The 22301-nt window shown below is 54.7% G+C and carries 19 protein-coding genes; 6 read left to right on the top strand and 13 right to left on the bottom strand.

The features are described from left to right. Positions 1-345: 345 nt before the first annotated feature. The 4 genes from argR to yhcN (K6R05_RS02525) all read left to right on the top strand — a co-directional run bounded on the left by argR (position 346) and on the right by yhcN (K6R05_RS02525) (position 2261). Complete coding sequence (gene argR / locus K6R05_RS02540; RefSeq protein ID WP_013359192.1) at positions 346-816, top strand: transcriptional regulator ArgR; 471 nt, start codon at positions 346-348, stop codon at positions 814-816. A gap of 474 nt (positions 817-1290) precedes the next feature. Continuing rightward, complete coding sequence (yhcN, locus tag K6R05_RS02535; protein ID WP_098052264.1) at positions 1291-1554, top strand: peroxide/acid stress response protein YhcN; 264 nt, start codon at positions 1291-1293, stop codon at positions 1552-1554. 83 nt (positions 1555-1637) lie between these two features. After that, positions 1638-1904: a YdgH/BhsA/McbA-like domain containing protein gene (locus K6R05_RS02530; RefSeq protein WP_161735991.1), complete on the top strand. Its 267-nt coding sequence runs from the start codon at positions 1638-1640 to the stop codon at positions 1902-1904. Positions 1905-1997: 93 nt separating this feature from the next. Beyond that, entirely contained in the window at positions 1998-2261 is a 264-nt protein-coding gene (gene yhcN / locus K6R05_RS02525) for a peroxide/acid stress response protein YhcN (protein ID WP_161735990.1), read from the top strand. Between the two features lie 65 nt (positions 2262-2326). Here the strand turns inward: yhcN (K6R05_RS02525) and K6R05_RS02520 are convergent, their stop codons facing one another. The 5 genes from K6R05_RS02520 to aaeX form a co-directional block, all read right to left on the bottom strand. Then, positions 2327-2596 carry a barstar family protein gene (locus tag K6R05_RS02520; RefSeq protein ID WP_033734738.1) on the bottom strand — a complete coding sequence of 90 codons (270 nt, stop codon included), beginning with the start codon at positions 2594-2596 and terminating at the stop codon, positions 2327-2329. A 55-nt stretch (positions 2597-2651) separates the two neighbouring features. Beyond that, positions 2652-4103 (bottom strand): NAD-dependent succinate-semialdehyde dehydrogenase, encoded by a 1452-nt coding sequence (locus K6R05_RS02515; RefSeq protein ID WP_161735989.1) that lies wholly within the window; start codon positions 4101-4103, stop codon positions 2652-2654. Positions 4104-4216: 113 nt separating this feature from the next. Then, entirely contained in the window at positions 4217-6169 is a 1953-nt protein-coding gene (aaeB, locus tag K6R05_RS02510) for a p-hydroxybenzoic acid efflux pump subunit AaeB (RefSeq protein WP_161735988.1), read from the bottom strand. Between the two features lie 9 nt (positions 6170-6178). After that, positions 6179-7111 (bottom strand): p-hydroxybenzoic acid efflux pump subunit AaeA, encoded by a 933-nt coding sequence (gene aaeA / locus K6R05_RS02505; RefSeq protein WP_222924937.1) that lies wholly within the window; start codon positions 7109-7111, stop codon positions 6179-6181. 7 nt (positions 7112-7118) lie between these two features. Then, positions 7119-7322 carry a p-hydroxybenzoic acid efflux pump operon protein AaeX gene (aaeX, locus tag K6R05_RS02500; RefSeq protein WP_003855277.1) on the bottom strand — a complete coding sequence of 68 codons (204 nt, stop codon included), beginning with the start codon at positions 7320-7322 and terminating at the stop codon, positions 7119-7121. 232 nt (positions 7323-7554) lie between these two features. On the opposite strand from aaeX, the gene aaeR reads away from it, so the two are divergent. After that, complete coding sequence (gene aaeR, locus K6R05_RS02495; RefSeq protein ID WP_135907618.1) at positions 7555-8472, top strand: HTH-type transcriptional activator AaeR; 918 nt, start codon at positions 7555-7557, stop codon at positions 8470-8472. Between the two features lie 33 nt (positions 8473-8505). Here the strand turns inward: aaeR and tldD are convergent, their stop codons facing one another. From tldD to csrD, 8 genes are all read right to left on the bottom strand, one after another. Beyond that, positions 8506-9951 carry a metalloprotease TldD gene (gene tldD / locus K6R05_RS02490; RefSeq protein WP_222924936.1) on the bottom strand — a complete coding sequence of 482 codons (1446 nt, stop codon included), beginning with the start codon at positions 9949-9951 and terminating at the stop codon, positions 8506-8508. A 64-nt stretch (positions 9952-10015) separates the two neighbouring features. After that, the gene (gene yhdP, locus K6R05_RS02485; RefSeq protein ID WP_222924935.1) at positions 10016-13846 is read right to left on the bottom strand and encodes an AsmA2 domain-containing protein YhdP; all 3831 of its coding nucleotides are present in this window, start codon (positions 13844-13846) and stop codon (positions 10016-10018) included. A 131-nt stretch (positions 13847-13977) separates the two neighbouring features. Further along, positions 13978-15447 carry a ribonuclease G gene (gene rng, locus K6R05_RS02480; protein WP_003855268.1) on the bottom strand — a complete coding sequence of 490 codons (1470 nt, stop codon included), beginning with the start codon at positions 15445-15447 and terminating at the stop codon, positions 13978-13980. Beyond that, positions 15437-16030: a Maf family protein gene (locus K6R05_RS02475; RefSeq protein ID WP_161735985.1), complete on the bottom strand. Its 594-nt coding sequence runs from the start codon at positions 16028-16030 to the stop codon at positions 15437-15439. Before K6R05_RS02475 ends, rng begins: the two co-directional genes overlap by 11 nt. An 8-nt stretch (positions 16031-16038) precedes the next feature. After that, positions 16039-16527: a rod shape-determining protein MreD gene (mreD, locus tag K6R05_RS02470; protein WP_013359205.1), complete on the bottom strand. Its 489-nt coding sequence runs from the start codon at positions 16525-16527 to the stop codon at positions 16039-16041. Then, the gene (gene mreC / locus K6R05_RS02465) at positions 16524-17552 is read right to left on the bottom strand and encodes a rod shape-determining protein MreC (protein ID WP_161735984.1); all 1029 of its coding nucleotides are present in this window, start codon (positions 17550-17552) and stop codon (positions 16524-16526) included. The genes mreD and mreC overlap by 4 nt, the downstream gene beginning before the upstream one ends. 148 nt (positions 17553-17700) lie before the next feature. Beyond that, entirely contained in the window at positions 17701-18744 is a 1044-nt protein-coding gene (gene mreB / locus K6R05_RS02460; RefSeq protein ID WP_003855260.1) for a rod shape-determining protein MreB, read from the bottom strand. Between the two features lie 311 nt (positions 18745-19055). Then, positions 19056-21005 (bottom strand): RNase E specificity factor CsrD, encoded by a 1950-nt coding sequence (gene csrD, locus K6R05_RS02455; protein ID WP_161735983.1) that lies wholly within the window; start codon positions 21003-21005, stop codon positions 19056-19058. 284 nt (positions 21006-21289) lie between these two features. Between csrD and msrP the strand changes: the two genes are divergently transcribed. Next, positions 21290-22294, top strand: a complete 1005-nt coding sequence (msrP, locus tag K6R05_RS02450; protein ID WP_222924934.1) for a protein-methionine-sulfoxide reductase catalytic subunit MsrP — start codon at positions 21290-21292, stop codon at positions 22292-22294. Positions 22295-22301 lie beyond the last annotated feature (7 nt).

Genomic DNA, 22301 nt, shown 5'->3' with positions numbered 1-22301 from the left:
TAATTCTACGTGTTTTCACACTTGCTCGCCGGATTCAAAAGTTACTTATCATTGCGCCTGAATGACCGACAACTTTGCCGTCGTCAGACAGAGAACGGCTGTGTGCGTTTTCTGTTACTACTTCTGATACTACACCACCAATAATATAACAACTTTGCAACCTTCGCCTTTCGGGGCTGTGACGGGGGTTTTGGTCTGAGCGAATTTATTTGCTATTATCGCCGCCCGCTAGCCGCCCGAACTCTGCTCATCAATCGACCGATTGCATAAAAATGCATTTAAATGCATAATCACCACTCTGCCGCGGGCGGATGCGCGGTTATTCTCTCTATTTATTGGTAACCTATGCGAAACCCATCGAAACAAGACGATCTGATCAAGGCTTTCAAGGCCTTATTAAAAGAAGAAAAATTCAGTTCCCAGGGCGAAATTGTTCAGGCGCTTCAGGATGAGGGCTTTGAAAATATCAATCAGTCCAAAGTCTCGCGGATGCTGACCAAGTTTGGCGCAGTACGCACCCGTAATGCCAGGATGGAAATGGTCTATTGCCTGCCCGCTGAACTGGGCGTGCCGACCACCACCAGCCCGTTAAAAAACCTGGTACTGGATATCGACTACAACGATGCGCTGGTGGTGATTCATACCAGTCCGGGCGCAGCACAGCTGATTGCACGTATGCTGGATTCGCTGGGGAAAGCGCATGGGATTCTTGGCACGATCGCTGGCGATGACACAATCTTTATTACCCGTGCGCGCGACTTTACGGTTAAGCAGCTGCACAGCGCGATCCTCAACCTGTTTGAACAGGAACTCTGACCGCTGACTGACGGCCTGCTATCCTGCCCCAGGTCGTCAGTTTGTTCTCTCTGCCCATAGTTTTGCGTCACACTGCTCCGCTGTTTAATACTGATAAGCCTGATTCAATACACCTGACTCCTGGTCAGTTCGTTTACTCTGCTTAACCTTCTGCGCTATTTTACACTGCTTTACATCACTGATCCGGCACCATTGCCCGGATCCAGATCAAACTCCAGCCCAATACGCTTCATAGTTTCGCACTAAACGCTAAAGTGATCTATCTCACTGTTTTTGTAATTAAAATCGTCGTAAAGGCTATTTTTTATGCTGTTTTTATAACGTTAAGTTATTAAAAGTAGGCATAAGGATAAAGAATCACAAAAAAACATTATTAGCCGGGTATTAATTTCTATCGTTATTAGTTCTATACTTCTTTTCGTGATGCAAATCACACTAACTAGAAAGATAAAAATAGACGACGAGGAAATATCTATGAACGTAAAAACTACCATCGCTACCCTAAGCATTCTCTCTGCACTCTCATTTGGTGCAGTAGCAGCAGAATCTATTGATGCCGCGCAGGCACAGGATCTGCAGGCTGTCGGCACCATCAGTGTCAGCGGCGTCGCGGGTTCACCGATGGATATCAAACAGAAGCTCAGTGACAAAGCGGATCAGCAGGGCGCAAAAGCCTATCGCGTGATCGAGGCTTACAACAACGGCAATTATCACGCTACCGCCGCGTTGTATAACTAAACCCAATAATGCCAGCAGCTTTCTGTCTGACGCGCCTTTTTGCGCTCCGGAGAGCTGAAGCAAAATCTTCAGGAGAGTTGACCATGAAAACTAAATTAGCAATTGCTGCTCTTAGTCTGGCGTCCCTGTTCTCAGTGGGTGCCAGCGCCGCCAGCCTGGTATCGAATGAACAGGCGCAGGGTTTGCAGCCCATGAATCAGACCATCAGCATCGGTGGACGTAACGGCGACCAGACGCATATCCGTCAGGTGCTGTCAGAGAAAGCAGATGCACAGGGCGCAAGCCACTATCGCATCATTGAAAACAACCAGGACAACACCTGGCATGTCACCGCTGAGCTTTATAAATAATTAACTGTGATGACGTCTGAAGGCGCATAACAAATATCGACGACCCGCCCTTACGAGTAACCGCAGGTTGTTGAATGTAATGAGGAGATAATCATGAATATCAAAACAACCATTGCTACAGTCAGTCTGCTTTCCGTTATTGCGTTCGGCGCTTCTGCCGCACAGCTGGTAACCGGCGATCAGGCGCAGAATCTGCAGCCTGCGGGTACCGTGACCATCAGTGGAACCGCGGGATCACCTATGGATTACCGCGCAGAGCTTTCACAGAAAGCGGATGAGCAGGGTGCCAGCGCCTATAAAGTGATCGAGGCGCGTACCGGTGATAACTATCACATCACCGCACAGCTTTATAAGTAATTCCTCGTCAGATTAATGACGAACCCTTTGGCCCCGCTCGCCGGGGCCTTTTTTCATCTGATGTATTATCTGACATTAAAGTGCAGCCGGCCTTCCAGCTCCTCTTCCGCTTCATCAAATAACAGAATCAGCGCGCCATAACGCCGTCGCTGTCCTCTACCCAGATTGACAAACTCAATCTCCAGCGGCATCGGTAACAGATCCCCTGTCACAACATCCCACAATCCATCCAGATCGCAGATGCGGCGCTCCTCCAGCGCAAATCGCTCGCTGAACTGGCGAAAGAAATGGGCCTGGTCGACTATTTCATTAAAATCAAAACGCTCGATTTTCATGCTGACGGCTCCCATGCTCCGTCTGCGGGCGACCTCTGCCGCCCGTTCATGACCGTTAGCTCAAACCGCCCAGGTGCAGCGCTTTGACCTCCAGATACTCTTCCATACCCAGTACCGAACCTTCGCGGCCCAGACCCGACTCTTTCACCCCACCAAACGGCGCCAGCTCGGTGGAAACGGCACATTCGTTAATGCCGATCATGCCGCTTTCCAGCGCCGCTGAAACGCGAAACACCCGTTGCAGATTCTGGGTATAAAAGTAAGCAGCAAGGCCGAATGGCGTATCATTAGCGCGGCGGATGACGTCATCTTCATCATCAAAGCGGAAACAGGCAGCCACCGGACCAAAGGTCTCTTCCTGCGCAAGCTGCATGCCTTCATGCGCCTCGGTAATGACCGTAGGCTGCCAGAAGTTGCCACCCAGCGCATGGCGCTCACCACCTGCCAATAGTTTGCCGCCTTTTGCTACCGCGTCTTTAACGTGCTGCTCAACTTTTTCCACCGCAGACGCTTCAATCAATGGTCCGACAATCACGCCTTCATCCATGCCATTACCGACTTTGAGCTTGCTGACTTCGGCTGCCAGCTGCTCAGTAAACGCATCATAGACAGCGTTATGAATATAGAAGCGGTTAACACTGACGCACACCTGACCCGCATTACGGAATTTGTTGGCAATGGCACCCTGTATGGCGGCATCAAGGTCGGCATCGTCGAATACGATGTACGGCGCATTGCCTCCCAGTTCCATCGACACTTTCTTCATGGTTTCGGCGGCATTACGCATCAGCAGCTTGCCCACCTGCGTTGAGCCGGTGAACGAGATTTTACGCACCGCTTTGCTGGCCATGATCGCATCGCTGATAGCATGAGTATCACCCGCCACCGCATTCAGCACGCCATCCGGCACGCCCGCCTGCTTCGCCAGTGCCAGCAGGGCAAAAGCAGAGAGTGGCGTGTTATTAGCAGGTTTAATGATGCCGGTGCAGCCCGCAGCAAGCGCGGGCCCCAGTTTGCGGGTCAGCATCGCCATCGGGAAATTCCACGGCGTAATGGCAGCCACTACGCCAATCGGTTCGCGGGTCGCCAGAATGCGGGATCCGGGTTTTGCGGGCGGAATGATCTCGCCGTTCGCCCGTTTCGCCTGCTCGGCGAACCACTGAATAAAGCTGGCGGCGTACTCCACTTCTCCTTCGGCCTCTTTCAGGGGTTTGCCCTGTTCAGTGGTCATCAGTTGTCCCAGCCAGCGCTTGTTCTCAATGATCAGCTGGTACCAGCGATTGAGAATTTCAGCGCGCGCTTTTGCGGTCTGCGCCCGCCAGGCGGGAAAGGCACGTTCCGCTGCGGCGATAGCCTGTTCCGTTTCCGCCTTACCGGCTTTTGCCACCTGCGCAATCACCTCGCCGGTTGCCGGATTAGTCACGTCAAACGTGGACGCCGCCTGATGCCACTGACCGTCCGCTAAATAGCCGGTCCGGAACAGTTCGCTCTCTTGCAGTGATTTCATTGATTCGCTCCTGTCAGTTTTGCTCTTCCGTCTGGAGAGTATAGTTGGCAAAAGCGACAGATTTTGTGATGGGTGGGGATTGCACTGGCCGCTGCAGGTCGCAGCGGCCAGATTCAGATTTGGATGAGTGTGTTCTGGTACTTATCCAGCATCGTCGCCAGTCGTTTGACCGGTTCCGTTACGCTGACGGGTGCCTCGTAATGGACCAGTTTTTCCTGATAGACATCCAGCTCTTTAAGCAGACGTTCAAAGTAGTAACGGCGCTTGTCGTCGCTGCTGGCGGAGATCACCCGATCGGCGGTGTAACGCAGCTGTCGGTGATACGCAGAGAGATCGGCATTAACTGGCACTTCTGCGTCGCGTAATCGCTGATGACCGATGATCAGCGTCAGAGCGATGCGATATTTATTGATATCACCCGGAAACAGGTTCAGCAGCAAAAACAGTTGCTGATAGAGCGCTGGCAGATGATTTTCACGCCGACGCGCCTGATTGGTGGTCATGGCCGAGACCGCTGCATACATAAAGCGGTTCAGCAGTTTGCGGCCGGTGCGCGCCTTCGATTTATCCCGAATCAGCAGAATGACCATCATCGCGACAAAGCAGCCGATAACCTGACCGAGCACATTATCGAGGAAGACGTTAATGTGAAATTCCATCGGATTATCGAGAACCAGCACGTTGAGCGTACCAATCAACGCGCCCAGCGTGCCGAGCTGACGCCGCTGAATAAAGATGCCGCCGATAAAACCCAGTATGCCGATAGCGATGCAAAGCAGTAGTGCGCTCTGCTGTGTCGCGGGCAGAACATACATAAAATAGAGCGCCCCCAGCGGAACCGCGACCGTCATGCCGTAGAGAAAATCCTTGGCCATCATCAGCGGGTTAGGCATACGCATCGCCAGCGCGGTAATTACGGCCAGCATTACCATACAGCCACTGCCAGAGGTCCAGCCCGTATAGAGCCAGAACAGTGAACCCAACGCGGTTGCAACGAAGGTGCGGATGCCGTTAATCATCGCATGATGTGTTTCAGCCGAACGCGCCTGAATCACCACTTCGCGCTGCAGAATCTCCTCTTCCAGCGAGGTGATCCGGCTATTACTTTTGATTCCTTTCAGCAGCAACAGATATTCGGTAGCAGTGCCTACCCAGCTGGCCAGCGTGACCGGCGTTGATTTGCCGCTGGCACCAATCACCCGGCGCATCACTTTCATCCGCTTATGCACCTCTTCAACCGTCGAGGCCGGTTTTTCAACCATCAACCGATACTGGGGCGGAATGTAGTCCGGGCGGGAATTCTGAATGAGGAAGGTTTCGGCAGCCTGCGTTATCAGCGTCAGTGACAGGGTATTGAGCATCTGCAAGCGGCGGTTGCTGTTCTTCCAGCGTGATGATTCCATCATCAGCTGGCTGCGCATGCTATTCAGCGCCGTGGTGCGCCGCACCAGCGCGCTCCAGGCTTTGTCGACCTCTTCCTTATCACCGTGTGCGACGCAGAGTTGCAGCAGCTGGTAGTGGGCCACCAGCAGCGAATCAACTTCCGCGTCGATCACTTTTTTAATCGAACGGGGTGAGAAAATCATGTCGGCCAGAATAGCGCAAAGAATACCGAGTACGATTTCACTGCAGCGCTCTACCGCATATTGGGGCACCAGCGTCAGACCGCCGCTGGCGTTCGCCGTTACTACAATAATCAGCGCGGTGTAGCCGGCCAGACCCAGTGCGTAGGAGTTCTCGACTTTAATTAGCGAAGAGAGCCAGACGCAGAGTCCTGCCCAGATGCAGCACAGCAGCAGCATCACGACCGGTGCACGCACGGTGGCAATCATGATGGTCAGCGCGGCGATACAGCCAATAAATGTCCCGATAATACGCAAAACACCGCGATAGCGTAGTGCCCCGGAATAGGGATCGCCGCCTGCCGCAAATGCCGTACCACCTGCCACGATCCCGGCGGTCATCACCGCCCAGCGCGGCGTTTCAAGGTTAAAGTGAAAACCCACCATCAGCGCTAACACCAGCGCAAAGGTGAGCTTTACCGGGAACCGCAGGAACTCGATCATATCGCCCTCTTAACCAAACTCACGCAGGCGATTGAACAGTCGGACCATCGGTGAAACCTGTTCAGGCTGGCGATCGGCCTGACCGGTGATCACCACTGTCGCTGTCGTGCCCGCCGGGAAGCGATTGCCGGGCTGCTGATCAAGCCGGATGCGCACCGGCACACGCTGCGCCAGACGGACCCACTCCAGATTGGAATCTACCGTTGCCATGCCTTTATTGTCGACCGAGCTGCTGCTGTTGGTGACACCCGCCGCGACGCTGTCCACGGTGCCACGCAACACGATGTTGCTGCCAAGTGGAGTCACTTCCGCGCGGAAGCCCTTCTCCACGCCGTGAAGTTTGGTCTCTTCCAGGTAAGCCAGCACATAGAAAGAGTGCTGCTGAACCAGCGCCACCGCCACAGAACCCCGGGTAATAAATTCGCCCTGGTAGACGTTGAGGTTGGTGACCCAGCCATCGGAGGGTGCTTTCACGGTGGTGCGCTCAAGATCGATCTTCGCCAGATCGCGCGTCGCCACCGATTTTGCCAGCTGATGCTCACTGGTTTGCAGGTCGTTATTGGATTGTTCGATCGCCTCGCGCGACATCGCAGAGGTGCCAAGCTGATTGCGGCGGCCGGCTTCGCGACGTTTTTCACTCACTAGGGCCTGGTAATATTCAACATCCGCCTGTGCCTGATCGAGTGCCTTCTGATAGCGAGGGCGGTCAACCACAAACAGTGTATCGCCCTTCTTCACCAGCTGGTTGTCATGTACCGGAACCTCAGTAATCAGGCCAGTGACGTCAGGCGAAATCGCCACCACGTCAGCCGCAAAACGTGCATCACGGGTCCAGGGTGATTCGGTATAGAACACCCAGGCGCGGAAGATGATAACCACTGCGATGATGACCAGCAGAATAGTGATCGCGTAGCGCGCGATTTTTCTTATGAGTGCTTTCACTTCAACCTCAGACTAATAAACGGGAGACAAGGTAAAACACACAGCAGTAAAGCGCTGTATTAAAAAGTGCCGGATGCCAGACAAGATCGTAGATGCCGCTCGGCGTCAGCACGCGTTTCACTAACCAGAACAGCATCAGTGAAATAATCAATTCGATGAAAACGGGCGGAAAAGAGAGCCCAAACATGACAAATACCGGAAGCACACTCATCACAAATCCTTAGTTCGACCTTGCCGGGATACTTCGTTGCCTTTTCAGATGTCGCAGGAAACCCCTCTGGCAGCGTTATCCGAACCGCAGCTGGCTTAATAATAGCGTATCATCGAAGGGTATCAGGCAATGAAGAATCACCGGGAAATACCCCGGCGCGCTTATAATAACGCGCCTGACTATACGTTTTCTACTGAATGTGATCTAAATCACTTTTAAGCCAGAGTAAATAATGGAACGACTGAAAGGTATGTCTGTCTTCGCCAGAGTGGTCGAACTCGGTTCGTTTACCGCGGCGGCTCGTCAGCTCCATCTGAGCGTCTCGTCCATCAGCCAGATCGTCGCGAAACTGGAGGATGCATTGCAGGTTAAGTTGCTGAATCGCAGTACCCGCAGTATCGGACTGACCGAAGCGGGTAAAATCTATTATCAGGGCTGCCGCCGTATGCTGGCGGAGGCGACGCAGGTGCATGAACAGCTTTACGCGTTTAACAATACGCCGATTGGCGTGTTGCGGATCGGCAGTTCCTCGACCATGGCGCAGAATGTGTTAGCCGGTATGACCAGCGATATGCTGCGGGAGTATCCGGGGCTGAGTGTGAATCTGGTTACTGGCGTTCCGGCCCCGGATTTGATTGCGGATGGTCTGGATCTGGTGATTCGGGTGGGCGCATTAAAAGACTCCAGTCTCTTTTCGCGTCGCCTTGGCGCGATGCCGATGGTGGTGTGTGCCGCAAAAAGCTATCTTGCCCAGCACGGCACGCCGGAGAAGCCGGGCGATATCGATAATTTTTCCTGGCTGGAATATAGCGTACGGCCCGACAACAATTTTGAGCTGATTGCGCCGGAAGGCCTGGTGACCCGCCTGGCACCACAGGGACGTTTCGTAACAAATGATTCGCTGACGCTGATCCGATGGCTGAAGTCGGGCAATGGTATCGCTTATGTGCCAATGATGTGGGTGATTGATGAGATCACCGCAGGCGAGATCGATATTCTGTTTCCGCACTATCAGTCCGATCCGCGTCCGGTGTATGCGCTCTATACCGAGAAGGATAAACTGCCGCTGAAGGTGCAGGTCTGCATCGATTATCTGACCGGCTATTTTGAACAGGTGGCTGAACAGTATCAGCAACACCGTAAAAGCTGACAACCCGCCGGGCGGCGGGTTGTTGAGGTCACATCAGGCGGTGCCGCCGATGGTCAGTTTATCCAGCTTCAGGGTGGGCTGACCGACACCGACCGGCAGGCTCTGGCCCTCTTTACCGCAGACGCCCACGCCTTTATCCAGCGCCAGGTCATTACCTACCATCGAGATTTGCTGCATCGCTTCAATGCCGGAGCCAATCAGCGTGGCACCTTTGACCGGTTTGGTGATTTTGCCGTTTTCAATCAGATAAGCCTCTGAGGTTGAGAAGACAAATTTGCCGGAGGTGATATCCACCTGACCGCCACCAAAGTTCGGCGCATAGATGCCGTACTCAACGCTTTCAATAATATCCTGCGGCGATGATTTGCCTGCCAGCATATAGGTGTTAGTCATGCGCGGCATCGGCAGATGTGCATAAGATTCACGACGTCCATTCCCGGTCGGGCTGACGCCCATCAGTCGCGCATTCAGCTTGTCCTGCATGTAGCCTTTCAGCACCCCGTTCTCAATCAGCATGTTGTACTGACCGGGAACGCCTTCATCATCCACCGCAAGTGAGCCGCGCAGCCCTTCAAGGGTGCCGTCATCCACCACGGTACACAGCTCAGACGCGACCTGCTGACCGATTTTACCGCTGAACACCGAGGTGCCACGGCGGTTGAAGTCACCTTCCAGACCGTGACCGACCGCCTCATGCAGCAGCACGCCCGGCCAGCCCGCACCCAGCACTACCGGCAATGCGCCAGCAGGAGCCGCCACCGCAGAGAGATTAACCAGCGCCATGCGCACCGCTTCACGCGCCCAGGCGTCAGCGCGCACGTCGCCATTTTCATCTTCAAGGAAGAACGCATAACCGGTGCGTGCACCGCCGCCGCTTGCGCCGCGCTCACGCTTGCCCTGGTCTTCAACCTGAACGCTGATAGAGAGGCGAACCAGCGGACGAACGTCTGCCGCCAGCGTGCCATCAGTGGCCGCCACCAGCACCTGCTCGTAAACACCGGTCAGGCTGGCATTGACTTCCTGCACACGTGGGTCAGCCGCGCGGGCGACTTTATCGACGCGATGCAGAAGGGCAATTTTGTCTTCACGCGTCAGGCTGCTCAGCGGATCGACCGCCGAATAGAGTGAACGGTTCATCACGGCAGAAAGCGTATGGGCCTTGCCGTTTCCCTGTTCGCGTACAATGCTGCGAGCCGCTTCAGAGGAGAGACGCAGCGCATTCAGCGTAATCTGGTCGGCATAGGCAAAGCCGGTTTTCTCACCGCTGACCGCGCGCACGCCGACGCCCTGATCGATATGGTATGAGCCATCTTTAATGATTTTGTCTTCCAGCACCCAGGATTCGTGAAAGCTGGACTGAAAATAGAGATCGGCATAATCCAGACGACGTTCTGAAAGCTGCCCTAACAGGGAAAATAGGTCCTGCTGATTAATGCCGTTAGCAGTCAGTAACTGCTCACTTACCAGGTTCAGAGTCATCGTTTCTCACTCATTATGTGCTCAGATAATCATAGCCTGCGGTAATTCCGGTACGGCGTCAAATTCACTTGTTGTCTGTTTCACGCGGTTTACGCAGTACTTCATTGATTTCCGGTTTATCCAGTGGGCCACTGATGTGATAACGCAGCAGCGATATCTTGTTCCACAGGGGGCCCAGGACTTTACTGGCAGCAAATACCGCCGCGCCAATCACCGGATTAATCGCAAAGGCGGTCGCTACTCCGACAGAGGCAGAAATCTCAGGCGCAACCACCGCTTCCATATCGATCTGACGTTTCACCAGGTCGAGATTGCCCTGCATGGCGATGTCTGCTTCCAGTCCATCTACCAGCAGGTTATCGGTGCGCATGACGCCGTTTTCGATCCAGGCCGTGCCGTTAATCGAATCGAAATAGAACGCGTTGGTGAAGGTGTCGCTGAAGTCGAAGCGCAGCTTGCGCAGCAGCGCATCGAAGCTCACCAGACGCAGGATTTTTCCCGCCGTGCCGGTATTCACATCTGCAATCTGGCCTTTGCCAAAGTGGGTCTTCAGGGTGCCACTCAGTGTCTCTGCAGAGGGCTGCCAGGGTGCAGAGCGCCAGTGCAGATCGTAAGCAATATTAAAGGGCGCATCGCGCAGCGGCGTGTTGACGCCAAACCAGTTGGTCGCGTTATTAATATTCGGTCCCTTAAGCGTGCCCTTCAGCGAGGTGCGCTGGTCGTCCGGGCGATTAACCCACTCACCGTTAATTTTAAGCTGGGAGCTGCCGGTATCCACTTTTCCGTTAGTAAGCGCTAACGTATCTCTTTTAGGCTGCAGCACCGCGGAGACCTGGCCATATTTCTGGCCCAGTACCCAGCACTCTTTACAGCGCAGCTGTAAGGCGGGCCACTGGCTGAAGTTAATGTTTGTGGTTTGCTGAGAAGGCGCTTTGCCGCCCTTGCCTGTCTCGTTTTCCCATTGCGGATTGTAGTAGAGGTAATCCAGGTTCACCTGCCATGGCGCTTTGGGGGCCATCGCCAGTTCACCGCGCAGCTCTTTCGCACTGACGCTGACCTGGCCATTGCCGCCTGAACGCTGTGCCAGTGTCGCTTCAACGTCATGCCATTGCTGCCCCGCCAGCGTGACCGCCGGACTGCGTAGCGTGATGTTACCCGGCAGCGTGACGCCACCCGTCTGGAAGTCGCTGCCGCCGCCTGTCGTCCCCGCACCTGCAGAACCGCCGGCAGCCATCATCGCTACCCAGGCCTCGCCATCCAGCACGGGCAGATTCAGTACCATGCCCTTATGGTCGGGTAGCGCAGGCGTTTTCTGTGCATCATTCAGCCAGATGCCACGATCGACGCGCAGCGTCGGTTCCAGCAACCAGCGGCTGTTAAAACGATGGTTTGCATTGACGCTGCCGCTGAGATCGAAATGGTTCAGGTCACCACTGGCCTGAATGGCAACTGGCATCGCCTCACCGGCTTTCTTATTGAGCGGCGCAGGTAAGTGACTACTTACTTCTTTAGCATTACCGTTCAGCGTCACGTCATAACGCGCCCCGCCATGATGCGGTAACGTAATATTGACGTCGCCCTGCCACGGCAGATGCCCGCCGAGCTGCTTGCTGACGGCTGCCGGAATCTGGCTGATTTTCGCGGGTTGCCAGTCGCCCTGAAGTTTGACGTTAACGCCAAAGTCATCCGGGTTCTCGTGGGTGCTGAAACGAACGCCCATCGGCTGCCCGAACCAGTTCGCCCGCAGATCCTCACTGGCCAGATTGCCGTTGTCATAACGGAAGCGACCAGAAAGATTGTTGATGGTGGTTTTTAACGGTTTGATAAACAGCGCGTTGTTGTTCAGATCGACATTACCGCGGGCGTGCACCTGCTCTCCATCCAGTGGGATGTTCAGATTCAGATGGCCACCGACACGGCCTTTAATTTTCAGCTGCTCCAGTGCGGCACCCAGTGACGGTTTAAGCGGCGTCTGATCGAAATAGTCAGCGATCTGCTGGCCTTCACCACTGATATCCCCGTCGATGATCAGTTTTTCTTTCAGGTAGTCAGGGATCACCGCCGTGACGTTGTGAGCGTCTACTTCGCCCAGGTGCGCCATTGGCGCTTTCATCCACAGACCATCGTTCAGGAAGTTAAGGTCGACATCGAGATTGCTCAACGCTGGCCATTTGGGCTGAAACGCATAGGTCGCCTGGCGAAGCGGCACCCAGACCTGGAACATGCCATCATTGTGCTTGAACGGGAACAGCGCCGGATTACCGGCAAACAGCAGCGTGGCGTTGTCCACCCTGCCACCCTTCACCGCCCCACTCAGATAGTGCGTCAGGCTGTTACCCATCAGCGGCACCGGGAAGTAGCGCCAGGCATCGCCCGCATCAGTAAGTCGGATACCCGCCAGAATATCCAGACGGGGCTCGCCGCCGCTATTCTGCTGGTAGCTGAAGTCGCCGCGCGCCCAGAGTGAGCGCGCTTCGAGGTTAAGCTTTTCACCCGCCAGCGTCAGGCCATGTTCATCTTTAAGCCAGCGCAGTGCCCCGGTCACCCGCTTAATCTCTAACGGAGCCTGGAACATATCGCCATAGGGAACGGTTGCCGCGCCCATATCCACACTGACCTGACCATGGCTCAGGTTGCCGCGTGCTTCTCCGCTCAGGTGACTGATGCCCGGCAACAGTTTCCAGTGCTGCCAGCTGAAATCACGCCACTTCACCTGTAAACGGGTGTTTTCAGGCTGCTGTAATGGAATATCCAGCGCCAGGCCATCGATGGTGCCCTGTGGCTGCAGCGTCTGCCAGTTTTCAAACAGGGCCGGAGAGAGCGGCGCAAATAACGGAACGATCGGCGCAATATGACTCAGCACCAGCTGTGTGGCGCGCACCCGCACCTCCTGCTGACCATCCGGCCCCAGCAACTGCTTATCTTCAGGACGCCATAACAGCGAGAAGTGACCGGCGGGCCAGGCCTGACCGTCAGTGCTGAGCCGGGTCTGCGGCACATTGACCACCCAGCCATTCTGGAAGCGTGACAGATGCGCGGTCAGCCCATCGACCTCTATGCGGTGTCGTCCGGTTTCGCCCTGCCAGCTGGCACCGCCCTTGCGCAGCAGCAGATCGCCAGCATAGATGTCACCATCGCGCAGGTTAACCCAGGCCGCCAGGCTGAAGCGGGCACTGTCCAGCCGGGTATTGTCGCGCACCCAGCGGCCCAGCCATGGACGCATGTCGACGTCATCGGCCTGCATCCAGATGCGGCCGTCATTAAGTAAACCGTTACTGTCGTTAAGGTCGAGCCGCACCTGAACCACGCCGTGCTGACCGGTAAAGCTCGACAGACTGACTTCGCCTTCGGCGCGATGGCGGTTATCTTCATTGACCCAGGTGAGTCGGGGGATCGCCAGCTCAGCATGCTGGCCGGAAGGGGTACGGAAACGAATGGTGCTGTCGCGCAGATCAAAGTGGTCAAACTGACGCAGGAAAAGTTCGTTAATCTGCGCCGGACGGAAGCTGTTTTTCTCTTTGTCGTTGTCGAGTAAGGGGCGATTCGTGTCGAGATGCAGCTGCCAGAAGGTCAGATCGCGAAACTGCCAGCGCCAGTGCAGCAGAGACTGCCAGACGTCGAGCGCCAGATTGATACGTTTAATCGTGAGTTTGCCGTTTTCATGCAGATCGACGCTGAGGTCACGAACCTGCAGGGTTGGGCCGAAATTCTCCCATTTACCCTGTAACTGGCTGGCGTTGACCGGCACATCCGTTTTGTCGGAGATGAATTGCAGAAGGTTGTTGCGATAGCTGTCGAGATGCGGCATTACCAGACGCAATCCGCTGACCAGCAGCGCGACAATCACGATGATTGCCGCGACCAGCAGTAACAAAATCCTCGGCAACTGCCTCACTCACGCCTCTCCTTGTGTTCCGTAAACGACGGATAGTTGGTTCTCATACCCGACCGTCTTCAGATAAAAGCGTTAAAACGCGCATTTTATCCCAAACAAGGGCGTTTATTCAGCCTGATAACGGGCTGACGTTACATCATTACCACGTCGAACTGCTCCTGAGTGTAGAGCGCTTCAACATGAACTTTAACCTGCTTACCGACAAAGATTTCCACTTCAGCCAGCGCATGAGACTCGTCGGTTTTTAACGCCTCACCCACCGTCGGTGAAACATACACCAGGAAACGATCAGAATCATAGGCGTGGTGAACCCGCACAATCTCACGCATGATTTCATAGCAGACCGTTTCAACTGTTTTCAGGGTGCCGCGCCCTTTACAGACCGGGCAATCCTGGCACAGGACATGCTCAATGCTTTCACGGGTACGCTTACGCGTCATCTCTACCAGACCCAGCGCCGAAAAACCATTAATCCCGGTTTTGACCCGATCTTTACTGAGCGCGCTTTCCAGTGAATGCAGTACCCGGCGTCGGTGATCTTCATTGCTCATGTCGATGAAGTCGATAATGATGATGCCGCCCAGATTCCGCAGGCGCAGCTGACGCGCAATCGCCTGAGTGGCTTCAACATTGGTGTTGAATATCGTCTCATCGAGATTGCGATGACCAACAAATGCACCGGTATTAATATCGATGGTCGTCATCGCTTCGGTCTGATCGATGATCAGATATCCGCCTGACTTTAGTTCAACTTTGCGATCCAGCGAGCGCTGAATCTCATTTTCGACGTCAAACAGGTCGAAAATAGGCTGTTTACCATTGTAGAGCTCCAGCTTACCGGCCATTTCCGGGATATATTCACCGGTAAATTCCACCAGCATATCGCAGGTCAGGCGGGAGTCGACCCGGATGCGATCCAGCGCTGCGCCCGCAAAATCACGCAGAATACGCTGGGCCAGAGCCAGCTCACCGTAGAGCAGGCAGCGGGTCTGATTGCGCTTTTTACGCTCGCTAACTTTGGTCCAGAGACGTTTGAGAAAAGCCGCGTCCTGCGCCAGCTCCTCTTCGCCAATCCCTTCTGCAGCGGTGCGGATAATAAAGCCACCCAGATCGTCACAGTAGTCAGCGACTACCGCTTTAAGCCGATCGCGCTCTTTCTCACTCTCGATACGCTGAGAGACACCGACATGCGATGCGCCTGGCATAAAGACCAGATAACGCGAAGGCAGGGTAATGTCCGTGGTCAGCCGGGCGCCTTTGGTGCCAAGCGGATCCTTGACCACCTGAACCACCAGATCCTGTCCCTGACGCACCAGCTCGGCAATATCGCGCACGATGAAATTTTTCTTTTCGTCGCCCGCCACACATTCCGTATGCGGCATGATATCTGAGGCGTGCAAAAAGGCGGCTTTTTCCAGGCCTATATCAACAAAGGCCGCCTGCATGCCGGGCAGAACACGGCTTACCCGTCCTTTATAAATATTGCCAACAATGCCGCGCCGCGCTTCACGCTCAATATGGATTTCCTGAAGGATGCCGCCATCAATGTAGGCAACGCGTGTTTCAGAAGGCGTGACGTTAACCAGTAATTCAGCCGTCATGTTGACCCCTTACGGCACGCAGTGAGTGAAAATGGCTGAGCAACTCCGCTGTCTCAACCAACGGTAATCCGACCACTGCATGGTAACTTCCGTTAATTTTGCGGACAAAGTTTCCTCCCCTGCCCTGAATGCCGTATGCACCCGCTTTATCCATCGGCTCACCGGTAGCGATATAGTCGTCGATGTCGCTCTCCGTTAAGGTGCGGAATGTCACATCAGTCGTCACGATGCAATCCAGCGCCTGCTGGCTGTCGGCCAGCGCCACTGCCGTCATGACCTGATGCGTATGACCGGAGAGTCTACGCAGCATCGCGTGGGCATCGGCGGCATCGCGCGGTTTTTCCAGCACGTCACCATTCAGCACGACAATCGTATCCGCGCCCAGCACCGGCAGATCCTGCGCGGCCAGTTTTACACCCGCCTGCGCTTTGTCATTGGCCAGACGGCGGACATAACTCTCCGCCGCTTCATTCGGCTGACGCTGTTCTTCAACGTCAGTCACAATGCGCTCGAATGTCAGGCCAAGTTGAGTTAACAGCTCACGACGACGCGGTGAACCGGAAGCAAGATAGAGGGTTACCATAAATTTCCTTATTGAACAGCGAACTGACGACGAATTTTTCTCATAAGTAAGAATAGCCAGGGCCAGAGAATACCGTCGACGACACTGCTCCAGAAAATTTCAGGTCGGAATGAAACGTTGATTACCAGGAATTCTGCCCAGAAGACAATCACATCCATCGCCAGAGACAGCACCATAACCATTAACGCTTGCTGCCACAACGCTAAGTTGCGGAATAACTGGAACTTAAAGGCTATCAGGTAGGCGATGATACTGAGCGCCAGCGCACGTACGCCAAGCGTGGACCCGGCAATCAGATCCATGATGGCACCCAGCATAAATCCGCTGCCGACGTTGACCCGATGCGGCAGTGCAAGAACCCAGTAGATAAGGATGAGCAGCAGCCACGAAGGCCGGAACATATAAATTTCATCCGGCCATGGCATGATCTGCAGAACTAACGCGACCAGGAAAGAGAGCCAGATGACCCAACGTCCCTGGCTGCGATATCGACTCAAGGCTGCCCCCCGCGTGAACGCGAGGAGTTGTTCTGTCCGCTACTGCCACTGCTGCCTGTTGATGGAGCAGGCGGCCCCATCTGTGCGGCAGGCGCAGGCGGGCCCATTTCACCCGCAGGCGGTAAGACCTGCGGCATCATCTGCATCAGACGCTCATTCGCAACGCGATGAACTTCATCCTGCGGCAGCGGCATATCGCCATTACGATCCGCGCCCCACAGCAGCAGCAGATAACGCAGACGCTGCAGACCCGCGGTCGGATGCGCCTGAATCACCGTATAAGCGCGCTGCGTATCCACTTTCACTGAGGAGACCACGCCCACCGGATACCCCTCAGGGAAACGACCACCGATACCTGACGTCACCAGCACATCGCCGACCCGAATGTCCGTATTACCCGGCAGATGCTCAAGCTGGAGATCTTCAGTACAGCCGTTACCCGCGGCAATCACACGAATGTCATTACGCAACACCTGAATAGGCAGCGCATGTGACGCATCGCAGATCAGCAGAACACGGCTGGTGAGCTGTCCGACGGCGATAACCTGACCGACCACGCCTTTATCACTGATGACCGGTTGACCTTCATAGACACCGTTAACGCTGCCTTTGTCGATCACCACCTGGTCGGTGTAAGGATCGGTGCCGGTAGAGATTACCTGCGTCACCATCTTTTGCTCATCCTGACGCAGCGGTGAACCCAGCAGTTCACGCAGGCGTGCGTTTTCCTGCTTATATTGCCCCAGCATTAGCAGGTTACTGTTTTTCAGGAAGAGCTCACGACGTAACGCTTTGTTTTCCTGCTCCAGCTGCTGACGCGACGCCAGCGACTCTGACACGCCATCCAGCAGCTGACGTGGCCCATTAGCCAGGAAGTAAAACGGACTGACCGACGTATCCAGATAGTTGCGTATTTGGGTGAAAGAGCTCACACGGCTGTCGGCAACAATAATGGCAATTGCCACGATGACCGCCAGGAAAAGACGCAACTGCAGGGAAGGTCCCCTGCTAAAAATCGGCTTCATATAATCTGCGTGATCCTCGACAACAGGAGAGGAAGCGACGGCCAAACACCGTGCTTCCCTGGGCTGAACGCACTGTACCGGCACACATTTCGCCGGTTCACATGTCACTCCCTCGCATGATCATTGCGTTCTCAGCCGGTTGAGGCAATTATTCTTCGCTGAACAAATCGCCGCCATGCATGTCGATCATTTCCAGCGCCTTGCCGCCACCGCGAGCCACACAGGTCAGCGGATCTTCAGCAACAACAACCGGAATACCCGTCTCTTCCATCAGCAGGCGATCCAGGTTGCGCAGTAACGCACCACCACCGGTCAGCACCATGCCGCGCTCTGAGATATCGGAGGCCAGCTCAGGCGGACACTGCTCAAGAGCAACCATCACCGCGCTGACAATGCCGGTTAACGGCTCCTGCAGCGCTTCCAGAATTTCGTTGGAGTTCAGCGTGAAGCCGCGCGGTACACCCTCTGCCAGGTTACGGCCACGAACTTCAATTTCACGGACTTCATCACCCGGATAAGCTGAACCAATCTCATGCTTAATGCGTTCTGCGGTCGCTTCACCAATCAGTGAACCGTAGTTACGACGCACATAATTAATAATAGCTTCATCGAAACGATCGCCACCAATACGTACGGATGAGGAGTAGACCACACCGTTCAGGGAGATCACCGCCACTTCGGTAGTACCACCACCGATATCAACGACCATTGAACCGGTCGCTTCAGAAACGGGCAGACCTGCACCAATAGCTGCAGCCATCGGCTCTTCAATCAGAAAGACTTCACGCGCGCCGGCGCCCTGAGCGGATTCACGAATCGCACGACGTTCTACCTGCGTGGCCCCGACGGGTACGCAGACCAGCACACGTGGGCTGGGACGCATAAAGCTGTTGCTGTGAACCTGCTTGATGAAGTGTTGCAGCATCTTTTCGGTCACGAAGAAGTCAGCGATAACGCCATCTTTCATCGGACGGATAGCGGCAATATTGCCTGGCGTACGACCGAGCATCTGTTTGGCGTCATGACCCACGGCCGCGACACTTTTCGGTGAACCGGCACGGTCCTGACGAATAGCAACCACAGAAGGCTCGTTCAGCACGATGCCTTGTCCTTTTACGTAAATCAGGGTATTCGCGGTACCCAGGTCAATGGACAAGTCGTTGGAAAACATGCCACGAAATTTTTTAAACATACTAAGGGATAATCCTGCAAGCTGGGGGCGGAAAATAAAATCCGCTTACTTTACCAACCACACGAAGCTGCCACAAGGCGCAAAAACGTTCTGCTTCGGTGAAAAAAGACGCCTGATTGCGTTTAAGTCATCTGAACCCGCGATCCGTAGCAGCAGAATGGCGACCAGACGCCATCAGTGCTGCATTTAACGTGATTTCCGCTTGCCATGCCCGACATAAAATTTAACATTTCCGGCACGATGGTTATGGGTTCAGATGCGGTTTAACATTAAAAAAAACCGTCAATTTCTGTCATTACGACAGCAAATCATTAAATACGGTAACGTTGGGAATACTTCTTCACGTTACTGTTAACCGGAAGCGAAGGGGCAAAAAAGTCGCCCTGCCCGCCTGCCACACCCAGCGCCACTAATGTCTGCCACTCCGCTTTGGTGCGGACACCGGTGGCAAACACCTGAATACCCGTGGACTTACAGACCTCCAGCAGACTCTGTACAAACAGCTGATTGGCGGTCCGTCGTTCAATGTTGCGCACCAGACCTGCATCAAGCTTGATCAGTTCCAGCGGCAGCTGTCGTATATAGGCACTGCTGACGACGGTTAAACCCGCCTGATTCACCGCTACACGGCAGCCAAAAGCCTTAAGTGCACGGAATACTGGTGTTAAATGGTCGATGTGTTGACAGACATCTGCCTCGGCAAGTTCAAATAAAAATCGTTTTCTTTGTGATTTGGGGCACTGCAGCAGCATATTCTGTAGCCAGAGGACAAATGAACGTTGCAGGAGCGAGGTCATCGTCACCGGCATCACCAGCGTCTCTTCCGGCCACAGTTCAGAGAGTGCCGCGATGCGCGTGACCAGCTGACGATCCCAGCCATCAGCCATACCGAGCTGCTGTACCAGCGGCATATATTCAGCGGCCAGCACCTCTTTATCGCCGTCAAAGATACGGGTCAGCATGACCCGATGCTGTACTTTGCCTTCGATATTAACGGTGGGTTTATGGTACAGCCGCGGACCACCGCGGCTTAACGTATTCTCCAGCAGGGTTCGCCAGCGCACGCTGCCCCGCCCGGCGTCCTGAGGGTTTCCTTCACCATTAATCCAGTTATTACCACCCAGCAGTGCTGCACGTCGCGTGGCCATTTCGGCATTTTCTATCACCTGCAGGACGGTCTGCCCGCTGTGCCAGGCGGTGATTCCGATGTGGATCAGATCATCGCGATTGACCAGGCGCATCGGTGGCAAAGAATCAACAGCATTGATCAGCTGATCGGCAATACTGTTTGCCTCTTTAAGACTGCGATGCGGCAGTAATACGGCAAAATCACTGCGAAAATAGCGTGCCAGCAAAGCGCCGGGATAGCGCAGCACAAAGGTAGAGAGCATGTTGACGAAATTGAACAGGTACTCCTCAACCAGCGCTGGCTCCAGTGAATCTTTCAGCGCGTCCAGATCGGGCAGGCGCACCATCATCACCACACCATGGGTGCCGACAGCTTCCTGATCTTCCAGAAGGGTCGCGAGCTGGTTATCAAAGAACAGTCGGTTGTTAAGGCCAGTGCGTCCATCCTGCGCGGCAAAGGTGCGGATCAGCGTGTCGATACGCAGGCGCTGTTCGCCCGCTTCCTGTAGATCCGCCAGCAGTATATCCATCGCGCGACTCGCCCTGGGTGGCCACTCATCCACATCCCGTTTCGGCACAACCCCACGTTCGCCGTTGATAATCGCCTGTGCCCGTCCTTCAAGATGCTCCATGCCGCGCCATTGACGACTAAGCCAGCGATGCATCATCAGCAGTAGCAGACTCATCACCAGCATGACCGTAAACAGAATGCCCAGCGTAGAGGTGCCGGTGATGGAGCGCAGCCAGGTTTTGGCAGGATCAAGGGTCACAACCCGCAGCTGTAAGCCGGTCTGGTGCATCAAAGGCACATCGACCTGGATAAAACGATTGGGTTCGTCTTCCAGCATCTGGTTTTCGTGTCGGGAGAGTGTGAGGAAAGTCTGCCTGCCGTTATGAAGGGAAATCTGCTCGGCATTCATTATTGGCATCATGCGCGTAAGCCAGTTATGAAGCTGTTCTGGCGTCTCGGAGAACATCGCCTGATCGACCTCGGTCGCCAGCACCTGCGCCCGATGTTCAACCCGCTGATGACTGAACCAGAAAACACTGAATGCGCAGCCTGCCAGCATCAATGACATCGCCAGCAGGCTTAAAAAGGTAATAAACGCAGATAATTTTGTGGTTAATCGCATCCCTGTGCCTGTATTGCTGCGGTGATAACCGGATCACCCCACCTTGTACCGTCAGCCTGACGAAAACGCGAGCAAAATAGCATAATTTGCCGCTGCCGACAGCGCCGAGTCGCATGAAGCCGAAGTATATCGTCGGGATAGGATTGCTGACGTTGATCCCGACACTTTTCAGCGCATTCTCATCGCACAGGCCAGCCAGGAAATTTCACATTTTCAGGGCGAAACTGGCTGATATCAGCGATAGTCATCATGCTGGTTGATGACATCCTGTCTGGAGAAGCCCCATGAAACGCATACCCTGTCTGACCGAAGCCGACGTAACGCCGGAAAGCATATTTAATATGAAGCGCCGCCAGGTGCTGAAAACGCTGGGACTAAGCGCTGCGGCGATGGGTATGCCGGGCGTGGCTAATGCCGATATTCTCAGCTGGTTCAAAGGCAACGATCGCCCACCTGCTCCAGCAGGCCGACCGCTCGACTTCACCAAACCGGCGCAATATCAGGCCGATCTGACGCTGACGCCTGCGGATAAAGTTTCCGGCTACAACAATTTCTATGAGTTCGGGCTGGATAAGGCCGATCCGGCTGCCAATGCCGGAACACTGAAAACAGAGCCCTGGAAACTGACCATTGATGGCGAAGTGGCGAAACCCCTAACCCTTGATATGGATGACATCTTCAAACGCTTTGCTATGGAGCAGCGAATCTATCGCATGCGCTGCGTAGAGGCCTGGTCGATGGTGGTGCCCTGGGTAGGCTTTGAGCTGAATAAACTTCTCTCGCTGGCGGAACCCACCAGCAAAGCGCGCTTTGTTGCCTTTCAGACGCTCTACGATCCTGAGCAGATGCCGGGCCAGAAAGATCGCTTTATTGGCGGTGGCCTCAATTATCCCTATGTCGAAGGTTTGCGTCTGGATGAAGCGATGCATCCGCTGACAATACTGACCACTGGCGTCTATGGCAAAGCGCTGCCGCCGCAGAATGGCGCGCCGATTCGTCTGGCGGTGCCGTGGAAATATGGCTTTAAAGGCATTAAGTCGATCGTCAAAATTACGCTGACCGACAAACAGCCGCCGACCACCTGGAACCAGATTGCCGCCGACGAGTATGGTTTTTATGCCAATGTGAATCCCCATGTCAATCATCCACGCTGGTCACAGGCGACAGAGCGGTTTATTGGCCCGGGCGGCAGTCTGAAGGTCGAACGTCAGCCAACGCTGCTGTTTAATGGCTATGCCGAACAGGTGGCGTCGCTCTACCGCGGCATGGATTTACGGGAGAATTACTAAGTGGTCC

The organism is Pantoea alfalfae, assembly GCF_019880205.1.
GTDB classification, from domain to species: domain Bacteria; phylum Pseudomonadota; class Gammaproteobacteria; order Enterobacterales; family Enterobacteriaceae; genus Pantoea; species Pantoea alfalfae.
Note: the sequence above shows the minus strand (reverse complement) of the source record. Positions and strands in the feature narration are given on the sequence as shown.

Excerpts from the sequence above, each read along its gene's own strand:
- argR (WP_013359192.1), top strand. The coding sequence starts at position 346 with ATGCGAAACCCATCGAAACAAGACGATCTGATCAAGGCTTTCAAGGCC.
- yhcN (WP_098052264.1), top strand. The coding sequence starts at position 1,291 with ATGAACGTAAAAACTACCATCGCTACCCTAAGCATTCTCTCTGCACTC.
- K6R05_RS02530 (WP_161735991.1), top strand. The coding sequence starts at position 1,638 with ATGAAAACTAAATTAGCAATTGCTGCTCTTAGTCTGGCGTCCCTGTTC.
- yhcN (WP_161735990.1), top strand. The coding sequence starts at position 1,998 with ATGAATATCAAAACAACCATTGCTACAGTCAGTCTGCTTTCCGTTATT.
- K6R05_RS02520 (WP_033734738.1), bottom strand. The coding sequence starts at position 2,596 with ATGAAAATCGAGCGTTTTGATTTTAATGAAATAGTCGACCAGGCCCAT.
- K6R05_RS02515 (WP_161735989.1), bottom strand. The coding sequence starts at position 4,103 with ATGAAATCACTGCAAGAGAGCGAACTGTTCCGGACCGGCTATTTAGCG.
- aaeB (WP_161735988.1), bottom strand. The coding sequence starts at position 6,169 with ATGATCGAGTTCCTGCGGTTCCCGGTAAAGCTCACCTTTGCGCTGGTG.
- aaeX (WP_003855277.1), bottom strand. The coding sequence starts at position 7,322 with ATGAGTGTGCTTCCGGTATTTGTCATGTTTGGGCTCTCTTTTCCGCCC.
- aaeR (WP_135907618.1), top strand. The coding sequence starts at position 7,555 with ATGGAACGACTGAAAGGTATGTCTGTCTTCGCCAGAGTGGTCGAACTC.
- tldD (WP_222924936.1), bottom strand. The coding sequence starts at position 9,951 with ATGACTCTGAACCTGGTAAGTGAGCAGTTACTGACTGCTAACGGCATT.
- rng (WP_003855268.1), bottom strand. The coding sequence starts at position 15,447 with ATGACGGCTGAATTACTGGTTAACGTCACGCCTTCTGAAACACGCGTT.
- K6R05_RS02475 (WP_161735985.1), bottom strand. The coding sequence starts at position 16,030 with ATGGTAACCCTCTATCTTGCTTCCGGTTCACCGCGTCGTCGTGAGCTG.
- mreC (WP_161735984.1), bottom strand. The coding sequence starts at position 17,552 with ATGAAGCCGATTTTTAGCAGGGGACCTTCCCTGCAGTTGCGTCTTTTC.
- mreB (WP_003855260.1), bottom strand. The coding sequence starts at position 18,744 with ATGTTTAAAAAATTTCGTGGCATGTTTTCCAACGACTTGTCCATTGAC.
- csrD (WP_161735983.1), bottom strand. The coding sequence starts at position 21,005 with ATGCGATTAACCACAAAATTATCTGCGTTTATTACCTTTTTAAGCCTG.
- msrP (WP_222924934.1), top strand. The coding sequence starts at position 21,290 with ATGAAACGCATACCCTGTCTGACCGAAGCCGACGTAACGCCGGAAAGC.